The organism is Roseateles agri (assembly GCF_034043675.1).
GTDB lineage: Bacteria > Pseudomonadota > Gammaproteobacteria > Burkholderiales > Burkholderiaceae_C > KK5.
Genome location: NZ_JAXCLA010000002.1, coordinates 542,478 through 564,934, shown reverse-complemented (window position 1 = coordinate 564,934; position 22,457 = coordinate 542,478). Strand labels below are relative to the sequence as shown.

13 protein-coding genes are annotated in these 22,457 nt (G+C 68.5%); 8 read left to right on the top strand and 5 right to left on the bottom strand.

Features of this window, described 5'->3' with window-relative positions:
• Positions 1-4: 4 nt before the first annotated feature.
• From ugpE to ugpB, 3 genes are read right to left on the bottom strand one after another with little or no spacing between them, the layout of a single operon-like run.
• A complete protein-coding gene (gene ugpE, locus SNE35_RS06665) occupies positions 5-856 on the bottom strand; it encodes a sn-glycerol-3-phosphate ABC transporter permease UgpE (RefSeq protein ID WP_320422080.1) in 852 nt (283 codons plus the stop codon).
• 5 nt (positions 857-861) lie between these two features.
• Complete coding sequence (gene ugpA, locus SNE35_RS06660; RefSeq protein WP_320422079.1) at positions 862-1,752, bottom strand: sn-glycerol-3-phosphate ABC transporter permease UgpA; 891 nt, start codon at positions 1,750-1,752, stop codon at positions 862-864.
• Positions 1,749-3,056, bottom strand: a complete 1,308-nt coding sequence (ugpB, locus tag SNE35_RS06655; protein ID WP_320422078.1) for a sn-glycerol-3-phosphate ABC transporter substrate-binding protein UgpB — start codon at positions 3,054-3,056, stop codon at positions 1,749-1,751. The genes ugpA and ugpB overlap by 4 nt, the downstream gene beginning before the upstream one ends.
• Positions 3,057-3,288: 232 nt before the next feature.
• Between ugpB and SNE35_RS06650 the strand changes: the two genes are divergently transcribed.
• Positions 3,289-7,191: a DUF3683 domain-containing protein gene (locus SNE35_RS06650; protein ID WP_431312716.1), complete on the top strand. Its 3,903-nt coding sequence runs from the start codon at positions 3,289-3,291 to the stop codon at positions 7,189-7,191.
• On the opposite strand, the gene SNE35_RS06645 is transcribed toward SNE35_RS06650, so the two are convergent.
• Positions 7,188-8,171 (bottom strand): Gfo/Idh/MocA family protein, encoded by a 984-nt coding sequence (locus SNE35_RS06645; protein ID WP_320422077.1) that lies wholly within the window; start codon positions 8,169-8,171, stop codon positions 7,188-7,190. The two genes, SNE35_RS06650 and SNE35_RS06645, sit on opposite strands and share 4 nt — an antisense overlap.
• 192 nt (positions 8,172-8,363) lie before the next feature.
• Here SNE35_RS06645 and SNE35_RS06640 point away from each other — a divergent pair, with 192 nt between their 5' ends.
• The 3 genes from SNE35_RS06640 to SNE35_RS06630 are packed head-to-tail and all read left to right on the top strand — an operon-like array spanning position 8,364 to position 11,062.
• On the top strand, positions 8,364-9,572 hold the full coding sequence (locus tag SNE35_RS06640; protein ID WP_320422076.1) for a multidrug effflux MFS transporter: 1,209 nt from the start codon (positions 8,364-8,366) through the stop codon (positions 9,570-9,572).
• Between the two features lie 32 nt (positions 9,573-9,604).
• The gene (locus tag SNE35_RS06635; RefSeq protein WP_320422075.1) at positions 9,605-10,510 is read left to right on the top strand and encodes a carbonic anhydrase; all 906 of its coding nucleotides are present in this window, start codon (positions 9,605-9,607) and stop codon (positions 10,508-10,510) included.
• A 48-nt stretch (positions 10,511-10,558) separates the two neighbouring features.
• On the top strand, positions 10,559-11,062 hold the full coding sequence (locus tag SNE35_RS06630; protein ID WP_320422074.1) for a GFA family protein: 504 nt from the start codon (positions 10,559-10,561) through the stop codon (positions 11,060-11,062).
• Between the two features lies 1 nt (position 11,063).
• Here SNE35_RS06630 and SNE35_RS06625 read toward each other — a convergent pair whose 3' ends face one another.
• On the bottom strand, positions 11,064-13,415 hold the full coding sequence (locus SNE35_RS06625) for a response regulator (RefSeq protein ID WP_320422073.1): 2,352 nt from the start codon (positions 13,413-13,415) through the stop codon (positions 11,064-11,066).
• 359 nt (positions 13,416-13,774) lie between these two features.
• Between SNE35_RS06625 and SNE35_RS06620 the strand changes: the two genes are divergently transcribed.
• Genes SNE35_RS06620 through SNE35_RS06605 form a run of 4 tightly spaced genes read left to right on the top strand, consistent with a single transcriptional unit; the run spans position 13,775 to position 22,327 of the window.
• A complete protein-coding gene (locus tag SNE35_RS06620) occupies positions 13,775-15,223 on the top strand; it encodes a circularly permuted type 2 ATP-grasp protein (protein WP_320422072.1) in 1,449 nt (482 codons plus the stop codon).
• Positions 15,224-15,245: 22 nt separating this feature from the next.
• Positions 15,246-16,250 carry an alpha-E domain-containing protein gene (locus tag SNE35_RS06615; protein WP_320422071.1) on the top strand — a complete coding sequence of 335 codons (1,005 nt, stop codon included), beginning with the start codon at positions 15,246-15,248 and terminating at the stop codon, positions 16,248-16,250.
• 13 nt (positions 16,251-16,263) lie between these two features.
• Entirely contained in the window at positions 16,264-19,620 is a 3,357-nt protein-coding gene (locus tag SNE35_RS06610; RefSeq protein ID WP_320422070.1) for a transglutaminase family protein, read from the top strand.
• Between the two features lie 49 nt (positions 19,621-19,669).
• Positions 19,670-22,327 carry a circularly permuted type 2 ATP-grasp protein gene (locus SNE35_RS06605; RefSeq protein WP_320422069.1) on the top strand — a complete coding sequence of 886 codons (2,658 nt, stop codon included), beginning with the start codon at positions 19,670-19,672 and terminating at the stop codon, positions 22,325-22,327.
• The last annotated feature ends 130 nt before the right edge of the window (positions 22,328-22,457 follow it).

Here is a 22,457-nt window from a genome sequence, read left to right as displayed (position 1 = left end):
TGCTTTACTTTTCAGAGTCGACCAGGCCCTTGACGAACCAGCGCTGCATGCCGACGACGACCAGCGCCGGCGGCAGCATCGCCAGCAGCGCGGTGGCCATGATGATGTTCCACTCGTTGGCGGCCTCGCCGCCGGCGATCATCCGCTTGATGCCGATGACGACGGGGTACATGTCCTCGTTCGTCGTCGCCAGCAGCGGCCACAGGTACTGGTTCCAGCCGTAGATGAACTGGATCACGAACAGCGCCGCGATCGAGGTTCGCGAGAGCGGCAGCAGCATGTCGAAGAAGAAGCGCATCGGCGAGGCGCCGTCGATGCGCGCGGCCTCCAGCAGCTCGTCCGGCACCGTCATGAAGAACTGGCGGAACAAAAAGGTGGCGGTGGCCGAGGCGATCAGCGGCACGCTGAGGCCGGCGTAGCTGTTCAGCAGGCCGAGGTCCGAGACGACCTGGTAGGTCGGCCCGATGCGTACCTCCACCGGCAACATCAGCGTGACGAAGATGCTCCAGAACACCAGGCGCTTGAACGGGAAGCGGAAGTAGACGATCGCGAAGGCGCTTAGCAGTGAGATCGCGATCTTGCCCAGCGCGATCGCCAGCGCGCTGACCAGGCTCACCCACATCATCCGCGCCACCGGCGCGTGCGAGCCGGAGCCGCTGTCGTTGCCCAGCAGCGCGGCGCGGTAGTTGTCCAGCAGGTGCGGGCCCGGCAGCAGCGGCATCGGCGCCTGCACCACCTCCTGCGCGGTGTGCGATGAGGCGACGAAGGCGATGTAGAGAGGGAAGGCGACGATCAGCACGCCGAGGATCAGCACCAGGTGCGAGAGCACCGTGAGGGCAGGGCGCCGTTCAACCATGGGCTTCAACCATATTGCACCCGCCGCTCCACGTAGCGGAACTGCACCACCGTCAGCGCGACCACGACGCCCATCAGCACCACCGACTGTGCCGCCGAACCGCCCAGGTCCATCGCCTTGAAGCCGTCGTAGTAGACCTTGTAGACCAGCACGGCCGTGTCCTTGCCCGGCCCGCCGCGGGTGGCCGCGTCGACGATGCCGAAGGTGTCGAAGAAGGCGTAGACGATGTTGATCACCAGCAGGAAGAAGCTGGTCGGCGACAGCAGCGGGAACACGATGGTCCAGAAGCGCCGCCAGGGGCGTGCGCCGTCGATCGCGGCTGCCTCGATCAGCGAGCGCGGGATCGCCTGCAGGCCAGCCAGGAAGAACAGGAAGTTGTACGAGAGCTGCTTCCACACGGCGGCCAGCACGATCAGCGTCGTCGCGTCCCGGCTGTCCAGCAGCGGGTTCCAGGCCACGCCCAACTGCTCCAGCGCGTACGAGAGCACGCCGATGGACGGCGCGAACATGAACAGCCACAGCACGCCCGCGATCGCCGGCGCCACCGCGTAGGGCCAAACCAGCAGTGTCCGGTAGATCGCCGCGCCGCGCACCACGCGGTCCGCCATCACCGCCAGCAGCAGTGCCAGCGCCAGGCCCAGCCCGGCCACCAGCAGCGCGAAGACGGCCGTGATCCGGAACGACTCCAGGTAGGACGGGTCGGCGAACAGCTGCTGGAAGTTGGCCAAGCCCACCCACTCGGTCGAGGTGCCGAAGGCGTCCTGCTGCTGCAGCGACTGCAGCAGCGCCTGGCCTGCCGGCCAGAAGAAGAACACGGCGATGACGGCCAACTGTGGCGCCAGCAACAGCCAGGGAAGGACCCTGGCCCGCAGCTGGACGCGCTTCTCCGTGCTCACTTGCTGTTGGCCTTCTGGAAGCGTTCCAGCTGCTCGTTGCCCCGCTTGATCGCGGCGTCGATGCCTTCCTTGGCCGTCTTCTTGCCCGCCCAGACGCCTTCGAACTCCTCGTCGATGATCGTGCGCACCTGCACGAAGTTGCCCAGGCGCACGCCGCGGGACTTGTCGGTGGTCTTGCGGATCATCTGCGTCACGGCCACATCGGTGCCCGGGTTGTCCTTGTAGAAGCCGCTCTTGTCGGTCAGCGCGTAGGCGGCCTTGGTGACGGGCAGGTAGCCGGTGCGCTTGTGGCTCTCGGAGGCCACCTCCGGCTGCGACAGGTAGGCGAAGAACTGGGCCACGCCCTTGTATTCGGGCGCCTTCTTGCCGGCCATCACCCACAGGCTCGCGCCGCCGATGACGGTGTTCTGCGGGGCGCCGGCCACGTCGGGGTAGTAGGGCAGCGGTGCGATGCCGAAGGCGAACTTGGCGCTCTTCTTGACGTTGGCGTAGAGGCCCGAGGAGCCGGTCATCATCGCGCACTCGCCGGACACAAAGGCTGCGTCCGCCGCATTGCCGCGGCCCTTGTAGACGAACAGGCCCTGCTTGGCCATGTTGGCCAGGTTCTCGATGTGGCGAACATGCAGCGGCGTGTTGAAGGCCAGCCGCGTGTCGAGGCCGCCGAAGCCGTTGTTCTTGGTCGCGAACTCCACGTTGTGCCAGGCCGAGAAGCTCTCCAGCTGCGTCCAGCTGACCCAGGAAGTGGTGAACGGGCACTTGTGGCCGCTGGCCTTCAGCTTGGCCGCGGCCAGCGCCACCTCGGGCCAGGTGGAGGGCGGCTTGTTGGGGTCGAGCCCGGCGGCCTTGAAGGCGTCCTTGTTGTAGTGGAAGACCGTCGTCGAGCTGTTGAACGGGAAGCTCAGCATCTGCCCGTTGGAGGCCGTGTAGTAGCCGGCCACGGCGGGTACGTAGGCGCCGGCGTCGAAGGTGACGCCGCCGAGCTTCATCACCTCGGTCACCGGCACGACGGCGCCCTTGCTCGCCATCATCGTGGCGGTGCCGACCTCGAACACCTGCAGGATGTGCGGCGCATTGCCAGCGCGGAAGGCGGCGATGGCGGCGGCCATCGATTCGTCGTAGCTGCCCTTGAAGGTCGGCACGATCTTGTAGTCGTGCTGGCTGGCGTTGAAGTCCTTCGCCAGGTCGTTGACCCAGTCGCCGAGCGCGCCGCCCATCGAGTGCCACCACTGGATCTCGGTCTGGGCATGGCTGGTGCTAACGCCCAGGCTCAGCAGCAGGGCAACGAAGGTGGCCTTCTTCAACATGGTGTGTCTCCTCTGTTCGGGCGATTGTGGACGAGGCCGCCCGCACTGCGCCGTGGGGACTTACCGCAGGCCCGGACCCCCGATGCTGCGCTGCGGTACGATGACCGGCTGGCATGTACTCAGGCCTTTCCCTGATCCCGGGGACGGTATTCCTTGCCGGATTTCCGGGCCACAAGCCCGCTGCCGCCCATCGATCCCGTAGTTCATCCGGCGCTTTGCGCGCCCGGCCGCCATGAATGCTCCGCATCCGCTGATGCCCGCCGTTAGCTCTGACGACGACTCCGCCGCCCACGGCGCCCCCCGCCTGCGCGAGATTCCGTACAACTACACCTCGTTCTCGGACCGCGAGATCGTCATCCGCCTGCTCGGCGCCCACGCTTGGGAACTGCTGAGCCAGCTGCGCCAGGAACGCCGCACCGGCCGCTCGGCGCGGATGCTGTACGAGGTGCTGGGCGACATCTGGGTGGTGCAGCGGAATCCCTACCTGCAGGACGACCTGCTGGACAACCCGAAGCGCCGCGCGCAGCTGATCGAGGCGCTGAACCACCGCTTGACCGAGGTCGAGCGCCGCCGCGATCCGGCGAGCGACCCGCAGCGCGACGCGCTGGTCGGCGAGTTGCTGTCGGCCGCGCGCGCCGCGGTGGCTGCCTTCGCCAAGTTCTTCGGCGACGTCTGGGACCTGCGCAAGCGCGCCGCCAAGGTGCTGGGCCGCCACACGGCCAAGGACAACATCAAGTTCGACGGGCTCTCGCGCGTGTCCCACGTGACGGACGCGACCGACTGGCGCGTCGAGTACCCCTTCGTCGTGCTGACGCCCGACAGCGAGGCCGAGATGGCCTACCTCGTCAAGGACTGCATCGAGCTGGGCCTGACGATCATTCCGCGCGGCGGCGGCACCGGCTACACCGGCGGCGCCGTGCCGCTGGTGTGGAACAGCGCCGTCATCAACACCGAGAAGCTGGAGGCGCTGAAGGGCGTCGAGCTGCTCGCACTGCCGGGCGTGGACAAGCCGGTGCCGACGGTCTTCAGCGAGGCCGGCGTGGTCACGCAGAGAGTCGCGGACCTCGCTGAACTTCACGGTTATGTCTTCGCGGTGGACCCCACATCGGCCGAGGCCTCCTGCGTGGGCGGCAACGTGGCGATGAACGCCGGCGGCAAGAAGGCCGTGCTGTGGGGCACGGCGCTGGACAACCTGGCCTCCTGGCGCATGGTCACGCCCGGCGCCAAGTGGCTGGAAGTCACGCGGCTGAACCACAACCTCGGCAAGATCCACGACGTCGAGACCGCTAGCTTCGAGCTGAAGTATTTCGACGCGACCGGCAAGACGCTGGAGCGTACCGAGCGCCTGGACATCCCCGGCCGCCTGTTCCGCAAGGAAGGCCTGGGCAAGGACGTCACCGACAAGTTCCTCGCCGGCCTGCCGGGCATCCAGAAGGAGGGCTGCGACGGCCTGATCACCTCCTGCCGCTGGATCGTTCACCGCATGCCGGCGCATGTGCGCACCGTCTGCCTGGAGTTCTTCGGCAACCCGAAGGACTGCGTGCCTTCGATCGTCGACATCAAGGACTTCATGTTCGAGGAGATGAAGAAGCCGGGCGGGGCGATCCTCGCTGGCCTCGAACATCTGGACGACCGCTACCTGAAAGCGGTCGGCTACTCGACCAAGAGCAAGCGCGGTGGTCTGCCGAAGATGGTGCTGATCGGCGACATCGTCGGCGACGACGCCGACGCCGTGGCCCGCGCCACCAGCGAGGTCGTGCGCCTGGCCAACGGCCGCAGCGGCGAGGGCTTCATCGCCATCAGCGCCGATGCGCGCAAGAAGTTCTGGCTCGACCGCAAGCGCACCGCGGCCATCTCCAAGCACACCAATGCGTTCAAGGTGAACGAGGACGTGGTGATCCCGCTGCCGCGCATGGGCGAGTACACGCTGGGCATCGAGCGGATCAACATCGAGCTGAGCCTGCGCAACAAGCTGGCGCTGGTCGACGCGCTGCGCGAGCTGTTCCAGCGCGGCAAGCTGCCCCTGGGCAAGACGGACGACGCCAACGAGATCCCCAGCGCCGAGCTGCTGGAAGACCGCGTGCAGCAGGCGCTCGCGCTGCTGGCCGAGGTGCGCGCGCAGTGGCTGGAGTGGAAGAACGGCCTGGACGAGCGCTACTTCCCCGCGCTGCAGGATCACAGCCTGCGCGCCTCGTGGAAGACGCAGATCCTCAAGCCGCTGCAGGAGCTGTTCTCCGGCGATGCCTTCAAGCCGTTGATCGAGGAGTGCCGCCGCATCCACAAGGACGTGCTGCGCGGCCGCGTCTGGGTGGCGCTGCACATGCACGCCGGTGACGGCAATGTGCACACCAACATCCCGGTCAACTCCGACAACTACGAGATGCTGCAGACGGCGCACGAGGCCGTGGCGCGCATCATGACGCTGGCGCGCAGCCTGGACGGCGTGATCTCCGGCGAGCACGGCATCGGCATCACGAAGCTGGAGTTCCTGAGCGACGACGAGCTGTCCGGCTTCGCCGACTACAAGAAGCGCATCGACCCGGAAGGCCGCTTCAACAAGGGCAAGCTGCTGCGCCCCGGCACCGTCGGTGCCGAGACGCCCTATGCCGACCTGACCAACGCCTACACGCCCAGCTTCGGCCTGATGGGCCACGAGTCGCTGATCATGCAGCAGAGCGACATCGGCGCGATCAGCGAGTCCATCAAGGACTGCCTGCGCTGCGGCAAGTGCAAGCCGGTCTGCGCGACCCATGTGCCGCGCGCCAACCTGCTCTATTCGCCGCGCAACAAGATCCTCGCGACTTCGCTGCTGGTCGAGGCCTTCCTGTACGAGGAGCAGACGCGCCGCGGCGTGTCGATCAAGCACTGGGAGGAGTTCGAGGACGTGGCGGACCACTGCACCGTCTGCCACAAGTGCGCCAGCCCCTGTCCGGTGAAGATCGACTTCGGCGACGTCACGATGAACATGCGCAACCTGTTGCGCAAGATGGGCAAGAAGAGCTTCCGCCCCGGCAATGCCGCGGCGATGCTGATGCTCAACGCGACGAATCCCGAGACGATCAAGCTCGCCCGCACGGCGATGGTGGACGTGGGCTTCAAGGCCCAGCGCATGGCGCACGACCTGTTCAAGGGCCTGGCGCGCAAGCAGACCGAGGCGCCGCGCGCCAGCGTGGGCACCGCGCCGATCAAGGAGCAGGTGATCCACTTCATCAACAAGAAGCTGCCGGGCAACCTGCCGAAGAAGACGGCGCGTGCGCTGCTGGACATCGAGGACAAGGACTACGTCCCGATCATCCGCAACCCGCAGGCCACCACGGCCGAGACCGAGGCCGTGTTCTATTTCCCCGGCTGCGGCTCCGAGCGCCTGTTCAGCCAGGTAGGCCTGGCCACACAGGCGATGCTGTGGCACGCCGGCGTGCAGACCGTGCTGCCGCCCGGTTACCTGTGCTGCGGCTACCCGCAACGCGGCTCGGGCCAGTTCGACAAGGCCGACAAGATCATCACCGACAACCGGGTGCTGTTCCACCGCGTCGCCAACACGCTGAACTACCTGGACATCAAGACGGTGGTCGTCTCCTGCGGCACCTGCTACGACCAGTTGCAGGGCTACAAGTTCGAAGAGATCTTCCCCGGCTGCCGCATCATCGACATCCACGAATACCTGCTGGAGAAGGGCATCACGCTCGGCGCCGCGAGTGGCGCCGGCGCCAGCTACCTGTACCACGACCCCTGCCACACACCGATGAAGCTGCAGGAGCCGATGAAGACGGTGAAGGCGCTGGTCGGCGACGGCGTGGTCAAGAGCGATCGCTGCTGCGGCGAGAGCGGCACGCTGGGCGTGACGCGGCCGGACATCTCCACGCAGATCCGCTTCCGCAAGGAAGAGGAACTGCGCAAGGTCGAGACCGAGCTGCGCGACAGCGGCAAGGTCGCCGCCGGCGAGAACCTGAAGATCCTCACCTCCTGCCCGAGCTGCCTGCAAGGCCTCTCGCGCTACGGTGGCGACCTGCAGAACGGCCTGCTGGAGGCCGACTACATCGTCGTCGAAATGGCCCGCCAGATCCTCGGCGAGGACTGGCTGCCGGAGTACGTGAAGAAGGCGAATACCGGCGGCATCGAGCGCGTGCTCGTCTAAGGGAGCAGAAGCCTCTCGATCGTCTCCTGCACGGCCAGCGCCTCGGCGAAGCCGGGCAGGCTGTGCGAGCGGCCTTCGATCATCGCTTCCCACTGCTTGAGCTGGTCGACCTGGCTGGCGTTGCGCACGGCCTCCGGGTCATCCTCCAGCCGCGTGCCCTCGTGCAGGCGTTGCTCGATCTGGCCGAACCAGCGGGTCAGCTCGATCTCGCCGCCGTCGGCGTGCCAGAGCATGCGGTTGTAGTCGGCGCGTTCGTCGTTGCCGATGCGGCCGTCGATGCGCACCGGCACGCCGCCGGCCAGCAGCTCGGCGCGCAGGGCTGTTTCGGCGGTGATGCCGTCATCCGGATAGGCGACCCGATGCGCCTGGACCTTCGCCGGCCCCAGTACGCGCTGCAGCACGAAGATGAAGTGCGACAGCACCTCGCGCGCAAAGCCGCCGCCCGAGTGGCGTTCGTTGAGCCAGGGGCCTGCCGCCGCCTGCATCGGGCGCGGCCAGGTGGCGAAGGCCAGCTCGATCTGCACCTCGCGCAGCGCGCCCAACGGCAGGTGCGAGGCGATGCCGAAGCGGGTCTGCAGCACTGACAGGCCCGGCGACGCGGCCAGCGCGAAATTGACGGCGGCGCGATGGCCTTCCGCCTCGATGCGGGCGATGCAATGCCGGGCGGCGTCGAAGTCCACGGTCAGCGGCTTTTCGCAGAACACGGCAAGCCCCGCGTCGAAGGCGAGTTCGCTCAGCGGCATGTGCGGGCCCGGCGGCGTGGCGATGTAGACGGTGTCCAGGCCCGGGTGGGCGATCAGTTCTTCGGCGCTCGTCGTGGCATGCAGCGCCGGATAGGCGGCCAGCGCGCGGGCGATGGCGGCAGGATCGGTGTCCCAGACGGCCACGGCTTCGAGCCGCTGCTGCGCGGCCAGCCGGCCGAGCATCCGCTGCCCGACGACGCCCAGGCCGATGACGCCGACTTTCAATGTTTCAGCCATCTTGTGCGGATTGCGCCTTGTGGAAGGTTTCAAGTGTAGAGCGCCGCTAAACTGCTTGAGCCCGATGTCGCGGCCCGCCCCGCGCCACATAACGACAAGAACCCCCGCATACATGAAGCCCCCACGCTCGCCTTGCTCGCTGCCCCCCGAGGGGGCGCCTCGGCGCCTCCGGACGGCCGAGCGGCGCCGAGGATGAACCCCGATGCCAGCCGCCTGTGGCGCGCGCCACGATGGGCGCTGTCCGTCCTGCTTGCCTGCCTGGGCATGGTCGGGCCGTTCTCGATCGACACCTTCCTGCCGGCCTTCACCGGCATCGCGCAGGCGCTGGACGCCACGCCGGTGCAGATGCAGCAGACGCTGTCGAGCTACCTGTTCGGCTTCGCGATCATGAATCTGTTCCACGGCGCGCTGTCGGACAGCTTCGGCCGCCGGCCGGTGGTGCTGTGGGGCATGGCGCTGTTCACGCTCGCTTCGCTGGGCTGCGCGGTGTCCACGACGATCGGCCAGCTGGTGTTCTGGCGCACGGTGCAGGGCGTGTCGGCCGGCGCCGGCATCGTCGTCTCGCGGGCGATCATCCGCGACATGTTCGCGCCCTCGGAGGCGCAGCGCGTGATGTCGCAGATCACGATCTTCTTCGGCGTGGCGCCGGCGATCGCGCCGATGGTCGGCGGCTTCCTGTTCGTGCACGTCGGCTGGCACTCGATCTTCTGGTTCCTCGTCCTCGTCGGCGCCGCGCTGTTCCTGCTGAACTGGCGGATGCTGCCGGAGACCCTGCACTCGACGCTGAAGCAGCCCTTTCACATCGGTGCGCTGATGCGCGAGTACTGGCGGCTCTCCAGCAGCCCGCGCTTCATGCTGCTGGCGCTGGCCAGCGGTGTGCCGTTCAACGGCCTCTTCATGTACGTGCTGGCCGCGCCGGTCTTCCTCGGCGACCACCTGAAGATGCCGCCGGAGCACTTCTTCATCTTCTTCCTGTTCTCGATCGGCGGGATCATGGGCGGCGCCTTCATGAGCGGGCGCCTCGCCGGCAAGATCAAGCCGCGGCACCAGATCCGCCACGGCTTCCTGATCATGACGGTGACCTCGGTGGTCAACATCACGCTGAACCTGCTGCTGACGCCGAGCGGCTGGTGGGCCTTCCCGCTGATCTTCGGCTTCGCCTTCGGCTGGGCGCTGATGGTGCCGGTGGTCACACTGCTGGTGCTGGACCAGGCGCCGGACCGCCGTGGCATGGCCTCGTCGCTACAGGCCTGCGTCGGCAGCCTGGCCAACGGCCTCGTCGCCGGCGCGCTGGTGCCGCTGGTGATGCACTCGACGATCGCGCTGGCGCTGACCTCGGCCGGGCTGATGCTGATCGGGCTGGTGTCCTGGGTGTGGGTCAAGAAGGCTGTCGCGTACTAAAGCCAGGCGCGGAAACGCCGAAGAAGGAACCCATGCGCCCTCTGCTTTGCGCCGGCCTGCTGCTGGCTGTTCTCCTCACGCCGAACCTCCATGCTGCCGAGCCGGCGACGGGCGAGGACTCGATGGACGTGCTGCGCCAGCGCCTGTCCGAGAAGCTGACGAAGGAGCCGGCCGGGCAGGTGAAGCTGGTCGGCCGTGGCGGCAAGGAGGCGGCGACGCCCAAGGCCGCGACGAAGCCGGCGCCGCGCCGCGAGCCGCCGCCCTGGGGCTACGAAGGCGAGGGCGGCCCCGAGCACTGGGCCGCGCTGAATCCGGACAACGCGCTGTGCGCCACCGGCAAGCGCCAGAGCCCGATCGACATCAAGGACACCTTGAAGGTCGATCTGGAGAAGATCCGCTTCGACTACCAGCCGAGCGCCTTCTCCGTCGTCGACGATGGCCGCACGGTGCGGGTGGACGTGGCTCCCGGCAATGCGATCACGGTGATGGGCCGGCGCTACGAGCTGCAGCAGTTCCACTTCCACCGGCCCGCCGAGGAACGGCTGGCCGGCCGGCAGTTCGACATGGTCGTGCACCTGGTGCACAAGGATGCGGACGGACGCATCGCCATCGTCGCCGTGCTGCTGGACCGCGACCTCGACAACCGCGTGCAGCCGGTGGTCCAGCAGGTCTGGAACAACCTGCCGCTGGAGCAGAACCAGCCGCTGGCGGCGAGCACCCCGCTGGACCCGCGCCAACTGCTGCCCGAGGACCGAAGCTACTACACCTACATGGGCTCGCTGACCGAGCCGCCCTGCACCGAGGGCGTGCTGTGGATGGTGATGCGCCAGCCGGTGATGCTGACGATGGACCAGATCGCGATCTTCGCGAAACTGCACCCGATGAATGCGCGGCCGATCCAGCCCGCGTCCGGCCGCTGGATCAAGGAAAGCCAGTAGTCCGGTAGCCCAGTAGCGCGCAGGCACGCCGCCTGCCGGAGCGCCGCCATGAAGCTCCAAGGTTCCTGCCACTGCGGCAAGGTGCGGTTCAGCGTCGAATCCGCCGAGCCGGTACCCTTCACGCGCTGCTACTGCTCGATCTGCCGCAAGACCGCGGGCACCGGCGGCTATGCGATCAACCTGGGCGCGCAGACCCGCACGATGGAGGTCACCGGCAAGCGTGCGCTGCGCATCTATCGCGCGCGGCTGCCGAACGACAGCGGCCAGGGCACGCACATCAGCAGCGCGCGGCGCTACTTCTGCGCTCATTGCGGCACGGCGCTGTGGCTGTGGGACCCGACCTGGCCCGAGCTCGTCCACCCGCATGCCGGCGCGATCGACACGCCGTTGCCGGCGCCACCGAGCAACGTCCACTGCCTGCTCGACTCGAAGGCGCCGTGGGTGGCCGTGGAGGGCAGGCGCGGCGATCCGCGCTTCCCGCACTACCCGTCGATGTCGCTGGCCGAGTGGCACGAAACCAAGGGCCTCACGTCGCCTCCCTGCGACGAGTGATTCAGACCGTCTTCAGCGCCCGCTGCTCGGCGCTGCGCACCAGCCAGGTCCGCAGGGTGTCGAACAACTGCTCGGCCACCACCGGCTTGGCGACGTGGTCGTTCATGCCCGCGTCCAGGCAGCGCTGGCGTTCTTCGGCGAAGGCGTTGGCGGTCATCGCAAGGATGGGGATGTCGCGGCCCCAGGCGCTGCCGCGGATCGCGCGGGTCGCATCCAGACCATCCATCACCGGCATCTGCACATCCATCAGGATCAGCGCGTAGTCGTTCTCGCTGGCCATCTTGAGGGCCTGCTGGCCGTCGCTCGCCACGTCCACCTCGATGCCTGCGCTGCCCAGCAGGGCCACGGCCACTTCCTGGTTCACCGCGTTGTCCTCGGCCAGCAGGATGCGGGTGCCGGCGAACTGCGCGAGCTGTTCGCGCGCGGCATTGCTGCGCGGCAGCGGCAGGCTGGCGGGTGGCGGTGTCAGCACCACCGGCGTGGGGCCGGCCTTGTCCAGGCTCAGGGTCAGCCAGAAGGTGCTGCCCTGGGCCAGCGCGCTCTTCAGCCCGACCTGGCCCTGCATCAGGTCCGCGAGGCGGCGGCAGATCGCCAGGCCCAGGCCGGTGCCGCCATAGCGCCGCGTCGTCGAGCTGTCGGCCTGCTCGAAGTCCTGGAACAGCCGGCCCTGCACCTCCTCGGCGATGCCGATGCCGCTGTCCTCGACCTCGAAGCGCAGGCGCAGCCGCGCGCCATCATCGTCGCCCTCGATGTGCACGCCCAGGCGCACGAAGCCCTCGTCGGTGAACTTGACGGCATTGCCGGCGAAGTTCAGCAGGATCTCCGAGATCCGCTGGGCATCGCCGATCAGGGTCTGCGCTTCCAGCCGCGGATCGATGCGGATCTGCACCGGCAGCTGCTTCTCGGCCGCGCGGTGCGCCAGCATGCCGGCGATGTTGTCCAGCATCTCGCGCACGGTGAATTCGGTGCGCGAAAGCTGCAGCTTGCCGGCCTCGATCTTCGAGAAGTCGAGCACGTTGTTGATCACGGACAGCAGATGCTCCGCTGCATTCGCCACCTTCTGCAGCCGCTCCTGCTGCTCGGGCTCGTGCGTGTCGCTGCGCACCAGGTAGGTCAGGCCGATGATGGCGTTCATCGGCGTGCGGATCTCGTGGCTCATGTTGGCGAGGAAGGCGCTCTTGGCCAGGCTCGCCGCCTCGGCCGCCTTCATCGCCTCGGCCAGCTCCGCGGTGCGGGCCTCGACCAGTTCTTCCAGGTGGTGCCGGTAGCGGCCCAGCTCCAGCGCGTCGCGGCGCTGGCGCGAGATGTCGGTCAGGAAGCCGTGCCACAGCACGCCGCCGCCGGCCGCGGGGTCGACCTTCTGCGCGATCGCGTTGCCGTAGAGCCAGCGCTCGCTGCCGTCGGGATTGGCGACGCGGAACTCCTGCTGCCACGGGGTCAGGTTGCGCGCCGAAGCCAGCAGCGATTCGCGCACCGTGGCACGGTCCTCGGCATGGATCTGCTCGAACCAGGGCTCGGCATCGTCGCTGAGCGCGTTCGCGCTGAGCCGGAAATAGTCGCGCACCGCCTCGCTGACGTAGGCGAACGAGAACTTGCCCTGGGCCGTCAGCCGCAGCTGGTAGACGACACCGGGTACCGTCTCCGCCATGCCGCGCAGCCGCTCGATCAGCGAGCGCTGCGCGCCGAACTGCTGCTGCAGCGCGTGCCGCATGTGCTCCAGGTGGCCGCCCAGCAGGCCGATCTCGTCCTTGCGGCGCACGTCCAGCTGCGCGTCGAAGCGGCCCTCGGCGAGGTCGTTGGCGAAGTGGCCCAGCTCGCGCAGCGGCCGCATCAGCCGCGAGTTCAAGAGCCACAGGATCAGCGCCAGCGAGGCCAGCAGCTGTCCGCCGACGGTCACGCCATAGAGCCAGCGCTGGCGCGCCAGCGCGGCGGTGCTCAGGTGGTCGTCCATCTCGATGCGGATGTGGCCGATGCGCGTCGTGCCGCGGTAGATGTCGCGCTCGCCCTTGATCGCATGGCCCAGGCGCCGCGCCGGCTGTTCCTTCTCGAAGAAGGGCGTGCCCTGGGAGGCGTCGCTGACGCTGACCAGCACGACGTCCGGCGACTTCATGATCGCCAGCACCACCTCGGTGGCCGCCACGTTGTCCAGGTTCCAGAGCAGTTCGGGCAGGCTGCTGGCCAGCACGTCGAGCTTGGCTTCGAGATCGCGGCGCAGCTCGGCCGCGGCCGACTGCGATTCGCGCAGCCCGGTCAGCCAGCCACCGACCATCAACGCCGGCAGCAGCAGTCCGATGCTGCCGGCCAGGGCGATCGCGATGAACAGCGAGCTGCTGGGGGTCTTGCGGCCGCTCAACGGGGCCTCACGCGGCGGGCCGGGGGCCGCCCGGTTTCGGGAAGGTGGTCCATGACTAGAGCTGCTGTTGTGGAGGCATCCTACCTCCCCCCACGATTGAAGTGACAAGCGTGGAACCCCGTGATGGCGGGGCTTCCTGGGCGGTTTGCCATTCTTCGACGGCCAAGTGTCGAGGCGAAATCAGGCGAATGCGCGCCTTGCTGGTGCACGATCCGGCCTGCGCCAACATTCTTGGTGCGTGACCGCGCAATAGTTCACGATCAGGCCATCGGGATCGACCCTGGGCCGCAAAAACAACTGGCGTGTTGGCGCGCCGAGGCTGGTGCGTATATTGCAGAGACGGTATCAGGAGGCTTTACATGCGACCCAGCTTCGATGAGATGAACGCCCCCGGCGCCGATGGGCATCCCGGCAGGACCCGTGACCACTACCTGGACTACCAGCGCTGGCTGGCCGAGCAGCCGCTCGAGGCGATGCAGGCCCGGCGCGAAGAGGCGGAGATGATCTTCCGCCGCGTCGGCATCACCTTCGCCGTCTACGGCGACAAGGACGACGGCGAGGGCACCGAGCGCCTGATCCCCTTCGACCTGATCCCGCGCGTGATCCCGGCGCACGAATGGCGCGAGATGGAAGCCGGCCTGTGCCAGCGCGTCACCGCGCTGAACCGCTTCATCCACGACGTCTATCACGACCAGGAGATCCTGAAGGCCGGCGTCGTGCCCGCCGAGCAGATCCTGAAGAACGCGCAGTTCCGCCCCGAGATGATGGGCGTGAGCGTGCCGCGCGACCTGTACTCGCACATCGCCGGCGTGGACATCGTGCGCGCCGCCAACCCCGACGGCTCGGGCAGCTACTACGTGCTGGAGGACAACCTGCGCGTGCCCAGCGGCGTCAGCTACATGCTGGAAGACCGCAAGATGATGATGCGGCTGTTCCCCGACCTGTTCGAGCGCCACCGCATCGCGCCGGTCGCCCACTATCCCGACCTGCTGCTGGAGACGCTGCGCAGCGTCGCGCCCTCCGGTGCGACCGAGCCCACCGTCGTCGTGCTGACGCCCGGCATGTACAACTCGGCCTACTTCGAGCACGCTTTCCTCGCGCAGCAGATGGGCGTGGAGCTGGTCGAGGGGCAGGACCTGTTCGTCGAGAACGGCTACGTCTACATGCGCACCACGCGCGGCCCGAAGCGGGTGGACGTGATCTACCGACGCCTGGACGACGACTTCCTCGATCCCACCGTGTTCCGTTCGGACTCGCAGCTGGGCTGCGCGGGCCTGGTCGATGCCTACAAGGCCGGCCACGTGACCCTGTCCAACGCCATCGGCACCGGCATCGCGGACGACAAGTCCATCTACCCCTTCGTGCCGAAGATGATCGAGTTCTACCTCGGCGAGAAGCCGATCCTGAACAACGTGCCGACGCATATGTGCCGCGACCCGGAGCAGCTGAAGTACGTGCTGGCGAACCTCGGCGAGCTGGTCGTCAAGGAGGTGCACGGCGCGGGCGGCTACGGCATGCTCGTCGGCCCCGCGGCGACCAAGGCCGAGATCGAGAAGTTCCGCGAGGTGCTGATCGCCCGGCCCGACAACTACATCGCCCAGCCCACGCTGAGCCTGTCCACCTGCCCGACCTTCGTCGAATCCGGCATCGCGCCGCGCCACATCGACCTGCGGCCCTTCGTTTTGTCGGGCGAGACGGTGCGCACCGTGCCCGGCGGCCTGACCCGCGTGGCGCTGAAGGAGGGCTCGCTGGTCGTCAACAGCAGCCAGGGCGGCGGCACCAAGGACACCTGGGTCCTGGAAGCCTGAACGAGAAGAGGAGACCACGAACATGCTGTCAAGAACCGCCGATCACCTCTTCTGGCTCTCCCGCTACATGGAGCGGGCCGAGAACACCGCGCGCATGCTGGACGTCAACTACCAGACCTCGCTGATGCCGCAGAGCCGCGAGCAGGCCGAGCAGGGCCTGCGCAGCCTGCTGTCGATCTCCGAGCTGTCGGGCGACTACGAGGCGCGCCACGGCACGCTGGATGCGCGCCAGGTCTACGACTACATCGTCCGCGACGAGAGCAACCCGTCCTCGATCACCAGTTGCCTGCGGGCCTCGCGCGAGAACTCGCGCGCCGTGCGCGGCACCTTGACGACCGAGGTCTGGGAGACCGCCAACACCACCTGGCTCGAATTCCAGCGCCTGCTGAAGGACAACCTGCTCAAGCGCGATCCGTCCGCGCTGTTCGAGTGGGTGAAGTTCCGCGCCCACCTGCTGCGCGGCGTGACGGCCGGGACCATGCTGCAGGACGAGGCCTTCGACTTCCTGCGCATCGGCTCCTTCCTGGAGCGCGCCGACAACACCGCCCGCCTGCTCGACGTGAAGTTCCACGCCGTGCCCAAGGGCGTGGACGCCCACGTCGTCGATTCGCAGTGGCAGACCCTGCAGGACCAGCAGGCCGAGAAGCCCAGCGACGTGGCGCGCGAGTTCTACCACTGGTCCGCGGTGCTGCGCTCGGTGTCGGCCTTCGAGGTCTACCGCAAGGTCTACAGCAACGTGATCCAGCCCGAGAAAGTGGCCGAGCTGCTGATCCTGCGCAAGAACATGCCACGCTCGCTGTACAGCTGCGTCGCCCGGCTGATGAACGCGCTGGAGCGCGTCGCCAACGATCCGAGCGGCCACACGATGCGCCAGGGCGGACGGCTGCGCGCGGAACTGCAATACGCCCGTATCGAAGAAATATTAGAAGAAGGGCTGCACGCTTACCTGATCCAGTTTCTGAAGCGCATCAACGCGCTCGGCGGCTCGATCAGCAGCGATTTCCTCATTCCCGTGACCGAAGCCTGAGGGAGATCCCGCCTTGTCCATCCACGTCGCGCTGAAGCACGTCACCCGCTACCGCTACGACCGGCTCGTCGGCCTGTCGCCGCAGATCGTCCGCCTGCGCCCGGCGCCGCACTGCCGCACGAACATCCTCAGCTACTCGCTGCGCGTGGAGCCGGCGGAGCACTTCATCAACTGGCAGCAGGACCCGTTCGCGAACTACCTGGCGCGGCTGGTCTTCCCCGAGAAGACCGGGCTGTTCGAGGTCACCGTCGACCTGGTGGCCGAGATGGCCGTCTACAACCCCTTCGACTTCTTCCTCGAAGACCACGCGCAGCAGTTCCCCTTCGACTACGAGGCGAGCCAGAAGGAGGAGCTCGCGCCCTATCTCGTCGCCGACAAGTTGACGCCGAGGCTCGCCGCCTATCTCGAAGGCGTGGACCTGAGCAAGCCCGTCGCCACGGTGGACTTCCTGGTCGGCCTGAACCAGCGGCTGCAGCGGGACATCTCCTACCTGATCCGCATGGAGCCCGGCGTGCAGACGCCGGAGGAGACGCTGGAGAACGCCTCCGGCTCCTGCCGCGACACCTCCTGGCTGCTGGTGCAGCTGATGCGCCACCTGGGCCTGGCCGCGCGCTTCGCTTCCGGCTACCTGATCCAGCTCGCGCCCGACGAGAAGGCGCTCGACGGCCCCAGCGGCACCGAGGTGGACTTCACCGACCTGCACGCCTGGTGCGAGGTCTACCTGCCCGGCGCCGGCTGGATCGGCCTGGACCCGACCTCGGGCCTGCTGGCCGGCGAGGGCCACATCCCGCTGGCCTGCACGCCGCAGCCGTCCAGCGCCGCGCCGATCAGCGGCGCGGTGGACAAGGCCGAGGTCGAGTTCGGCCACGAGATGACGGTGACGCGCATCTACGAATCGCCGCGCGTCACCAAGCCCTACACCGACGGGCAGTGGGCCGACGTCGTGGCACTGGGTCGCCGCGTCGACCGCGAGCTGCAGAACGGTGACGTGCGCCTGACGATGGGCGGCGAGCCCACTTTCGTCTCCATCGACGACCGCGACGGCGCCGAATGGAACACCGAGGCGCTGGGCCCCACCAAGCGGCTGCGCGCGCAGGATCTCGTCCACCGGCTGCGCGAGGAATACGGCCGCGGCGGCTTCCTGCACTTCGGCCAGGGCAAGTGGTATCCGGGCGAGCAGTTGCCGCGCTGGGCGCTGTCGATCTACTGGCGCGAGGACGGCCAGCCCTGCTGGCAGGACCCGAGCCTGTTCGCCGACGAGCGCGAAGGCCACCGCTACACCAGCGAGGACGCGCACCGCTTCATCGCCGCGCTGGGCGCGCGCCTGGGCATCGAAGACAAGTTCGTCAAGCCCGGTTATGAAGACACCTTCTACTACCTGTGGCGCGAGCGCCGGCTGCCGGTCAACGTCGATCCGTTCGAATCGCGGCTGGACGACGAGATGGAGCGCACGCGGCTGCGCCGCGTCTACGAGCAGGGCCTGTCGGCCGTGGTCGGCTACGTGCTGCCGCTGCGCCGTGCCGAGGGCGCGGAGATGTTCAGCAAGGTCTGGGTCAGCGGTGCCTGGCACCTGCGCGACGAGCGCCTGTACCTGCTGCCCGGCGATTCCGCGATGGGTTACCGCCTGCCGCTCGACGCGCTGCCCTGGGTGCGCGAGGGCGACTACCCGTACATGATCGAGCAGGATCCCTTCGCGCCGCGCGAGGCGCTGTCGACGGTGGTTCGCAGCCAGTCGCAGCTCAAGCGGGAGCCAGAGTCCGAGACGCCGGTGCCCGCCCGCCAGAAGAGCGATCCGAGCGTCACCCGCACCGCACTGTGCGTGGAAGTGCGCGACCCGCGCCGCGCCAACGGTCCGAAGGCGGAAAGCCAGGGCACGGCCAGCGGCGTGATGTACGTCTTCATGCCGCCGCTGGCGAAGCTTGAGGACTACCTGCTGCTGCTCGAGGCCGTCGAGGCCACGGCGCGGGAGCAGGGCGTCAAGATCGTGCTGGAAGGCTATCCGCCGCCGCGCGACCCGCGCCTGAAGCTGCTGCAGGTCACGCCCGATCCGGGTGTCATCGAGGTCAACATCCACCCGGCGCGTGGCTTCGACGAGCTGGTTGCCAACACCGAGTTCCTGTACGAGGCGGCGCGGCTGTCGCGCCTGAGCAGCGAGAAGTTCCTGATCGACGGCCGCCACACCGGTACCGGCGGCGGCAACCACTTCGTGCTGGGCGGCGCCACGCCGGCCGATTCGCCCTTCCTGCGGCGGCCCGAGCTGCTGGCATCGCTGCTGGCCTACTGGCACAACCACCCGAGCCTCAGCTACCTGTTCTCGGGCATGTTCATCGGCCCCACCAGCCAGGCCCCGCGCGTCGACGAGGCGCGCAACGACCAGCTGCGCGAGCTGGAGATCGCGCTGCAGGAGATCTACCGCAACCGTGCCGTCCATGGCCGCGACATGCCGCCCTGGCTGGTCGACCGCGCGCTGCGCAACGTGCTGGTGGACGTGACCGGCAACACGCACCGCAGCGAGTTCTGCATCGACAAGCTCTACTCGCCCGACTCGGCCACCGGCCGGCTGGGCCTCTTGGAGCTGCGCGCCTTCGAGATGCCGCCGCATGCGCGCATGAGCATCGTCCAGCAGCTGCTGCTGCGCGCGCTGGTGGCGCGCTTCTGGAAGGAGCCCTACCGCGCGCCGCTGGTGCGCTGGGGCACCGAGCTGCACGACCGCTTCCTGCTGCCCACCTTCGTGAAGATGGACTTCGACGACGTGATCGAGGACATGCAGCGCGCCGGCCACGATTTCGACGCCGCATGGTTCGCGCCGCACTTCGAGTTCCGCTTCCCCAAGGTCGGCGAGCTGACGGCGCGCGGCGTCCACCTGACCCTGCGCAACGCGCTGGAGCCCTGGCACGTGATGGGCGAGGAGGGCACGGCCGGCGGCACGGTGCGCTACGTGGACTCGTCGCTGGAGCGCATCGAGGTCCAGGTCAGCGGCCTGGTCGATCCGCGCCACCGCGTCACCGTCAACGGCGTGACCCTGCCGCTGCAGCCGACCGGCCGCGTCGGCGAGTACGTGGCCGGCGTGCGCTACCGCGCCTGGCACCCGCCCTCGGCGCTGCACCCGACGATCGGCCTGCACGTGCCGCTGACGATCGACCTGGTGGACACCTGGACCCAGCGTTCGCTGGGCGGCTGCCAGTATTTCGTCGCCCACCCGGGCGGCCGCAACTACGCCACCTTGCCGGTCAACTCCTACGAGGCCGAGGCGCGGCGCTTGAACCGCTTCGTCAAGCTGGGCCACACACCGGGCACGATGGTCACGCAGCCCCCCCAACTGAGCCTTGAATTCCCATTTACGTTGGATTTGCGCCGCGTCGGCCGGTGAAACGAGCCTGGGGCCGGGCATGATGGCGCGCTGATTTTCACAAGCTGTCATGACCACCCCTCCCGCGCCGCTGCAATCGAGCCTGCTCGCTGACGAAGAATCACCGGATGCCGCCGCGCTCGCGGCCGCCTCCACGCTGCGCGGCAAGGACGGCCACTACAGCGAGCTGCACGGCCAGCTGAACAAGGCGGGCGGCGGGCACCCGCCGCTGTCTCCGCTGTGGCGGGAGTTCTTCGCGGCCACCGGCGTCGACGGCTGGCAGGACCTGGGCCCGCGCGCCCAGCGCACGCAGCGCCGCATCCAGGAGGACGGCGCCAGCTACAACGTCTACGACAACGCCCACGAGGGCGGCGGCCAGTCCTCGCGCGTCTGGCCGCTGGAACTGCTGCCGATGCTCATCAGCGCGCAGGAGTGGCAACACATCGAGGCCGGCGTGATCCAGCGCGCCAAGCTGCTGAATGCGGCGCTGGCCGACGTCTACGGCCCCCGTCGTCTGCTCGACGAGGGCCTGCTGCCCGCCTCGCTGGTTTTCGCCCACCCGCAGTACCTGAGGCCGATGCACGGCGTGGTGCCGCTGGGCGGCGTGCACCTGCACGTGCTCGCCTTCGACCTGGCGCGCGGGGCGGACGGGCTCTGGTGGATCGTCGGCCAGCGCACGCAGGCGCCCTCGGGCCTGGGCTATGTGCTGGAGAACCGGCTGATCATCGCCGAGCAGTTCCCCGAGGCCTTCCGGAGCATGGCCGTGCAGCGCCTGGCCGGCAGCTTCCAGACCCTGCTGCAGGGGCTCACGCGGCTCTCGCCGGAGGGCGAGCGCTCGCGCGTGGCGCTGCTGACGCCGGGCCCGCGCAACGAGACCTACTTCGAGCACACCTTCCTCGCCCGCTACCTGGGCATCACGCTGGTCGAGGGTGGCGACCTGACCGTGCGCGAGGACAAGGTCTACCTGAAGACCACGCAGGGGCTGGAGCGCGTCCACGTGCTGCTGCGCCGCGTCGACGACAACTTCCTCGATCCGCTGGAGCTGCGTTCCGATTCGGCGCTGGGCGTGCCGGGCCTGGTGCAGGCGATGCGTGCCGGCCAGATCGTCGTCGCCAACACGCCCGGTTCAGGCTGGCTGGAGAGCCCCGGCCTGTCGGCCTTCTGGCCCGGCGTCGCGAAGGAGCTGCTGGACGAGGAACTGCTGCTGCCGGACACCAACGCCTGGTGGTGCGGCGAGGCCGCGGCCTGGAACGAATACCGCGACGAGCTGGACGATTTCGTCGTCGCCCCCACCTTCCCGAGCAGCGAGACCACGCGCGGTTTCGCGCCCAGCGTGATCGCCAGCCTCGCGCCGGCGGCGCGTGCGGCGCTGCTGGCGCGCGTTGCGCAGGATCCGGCCGCGCACACGCTGCAGGCGCGCATCCAGCCGAGCGAGACGCCGGTCTGGAACGAGGGCTCGCTGGAGCCGCGCCCGGCCGTCGTGCGCGTGTTCGCCGTGGCTGACGGCCGCGGCAGCTGGACGGTGCTGCCCGGCGGCCTGACCCGCGTCGCCACGCACCGCAGCGGCGCCGTCGGCGGTCGGGGCCGCGACGATCCGCCCGATCCCTGGCTGTCGATGCAGCAGGGCAGCGCCAGCATCGACACCTGGGTGCTGACCGAGGGCAAGGTCGACCGCACCAGCCTGCTGGCCAAGCCGCTGTCTGCCGCCGACCTGAAGAACGTGCACTGGACGGTCACCAGCCGCTCGGCCGAGAACCTCTTCTGGCTGGGCCGCTACACCGAGCGGGCCGAGAACAGCGTGCGTCTGGCGCGGCTGACGCTCGATGCGCTGACCAGCGCCGCCCGCGGCAGCACGCCGCCCGAGGTGCTGCGCGTGCTCGACGCGATGGCGCGCCGCTACGGCCTGGTCGGCGAGAGCGTGCCATCGGCCGAGCAGTCGCTGCGGGTGTTCGAGCGCTCGCTGGTGCGCTCGCTGGCCGACACCCTGGAGTCTGGCAGCGTGGCCTGGAACCTGCGCGCGCTGCAGAACTGCGCGCAGTCGCTGCGCGAACGGCTCTCGTCCGAACACTGGAAGCTGATCCACGAGGTGGGCGACGATTTCACCGAGCGCATGCAGGTGCTGCTGGGCTACGACTTCGGCGCGCCCTCGTCGGAAGTCACCGGCGCGCTGGCCCGCGTCGACACTCAGCTCGCCGCCATCACCGGCGCCCAGACCGACCGCATGACCCGCGACGACGGCTGGCGCCTGCTCAGCGTCGGCCGCCAGCTGGAGCGCCTGGACTTCTTCGCCAACGCGCTGATCGAGGGATTCGCCCATAGGCTGCACCTGAAGGAAGAAGGCTTCGCGCTGCTGCTGGGCCTGTTCGATTCCACCATCACCTACCGCGCCCAGTTCCAGGGCCGCCGCGAAGTGCCGCCGCTCCTGCACCTGCTGGTCCACGACACCGACAACCCGCGCTCGCTGGCCTGGGTCGCGCGCACCCTGCGCGAGCGCTTCCTGAAGCTGTCGCGCCACGACCATGACTGGGCGCTGGAGCAGGCGCGCGGCTTCCCGCAGCCGGAGTACTGGTCGCTGGAAGACATCAGCCGCGCCGATGAAGACGGCAGTTACTCACGGCTCAGTGGCCTGCTGAACGACTGCAGCGCGCGTGCGATGGACCTGTCAGTGCAGATCGGCCGCCGCCTGTTCAACCACGTCGGCTCGGTCGACCGGATGGTGTGGCAATGATGGAGCCCCTCGTCCAGCGAGTACGCTGGCCGGTCCCCCGAGGGGACGGCGATGCTTGCCGGATCGACCGGCAAGCACATCGCCACGTGGGCCGGCTTGGGAGCGGCCCGGCGCTCGGCCCTGAAAGACA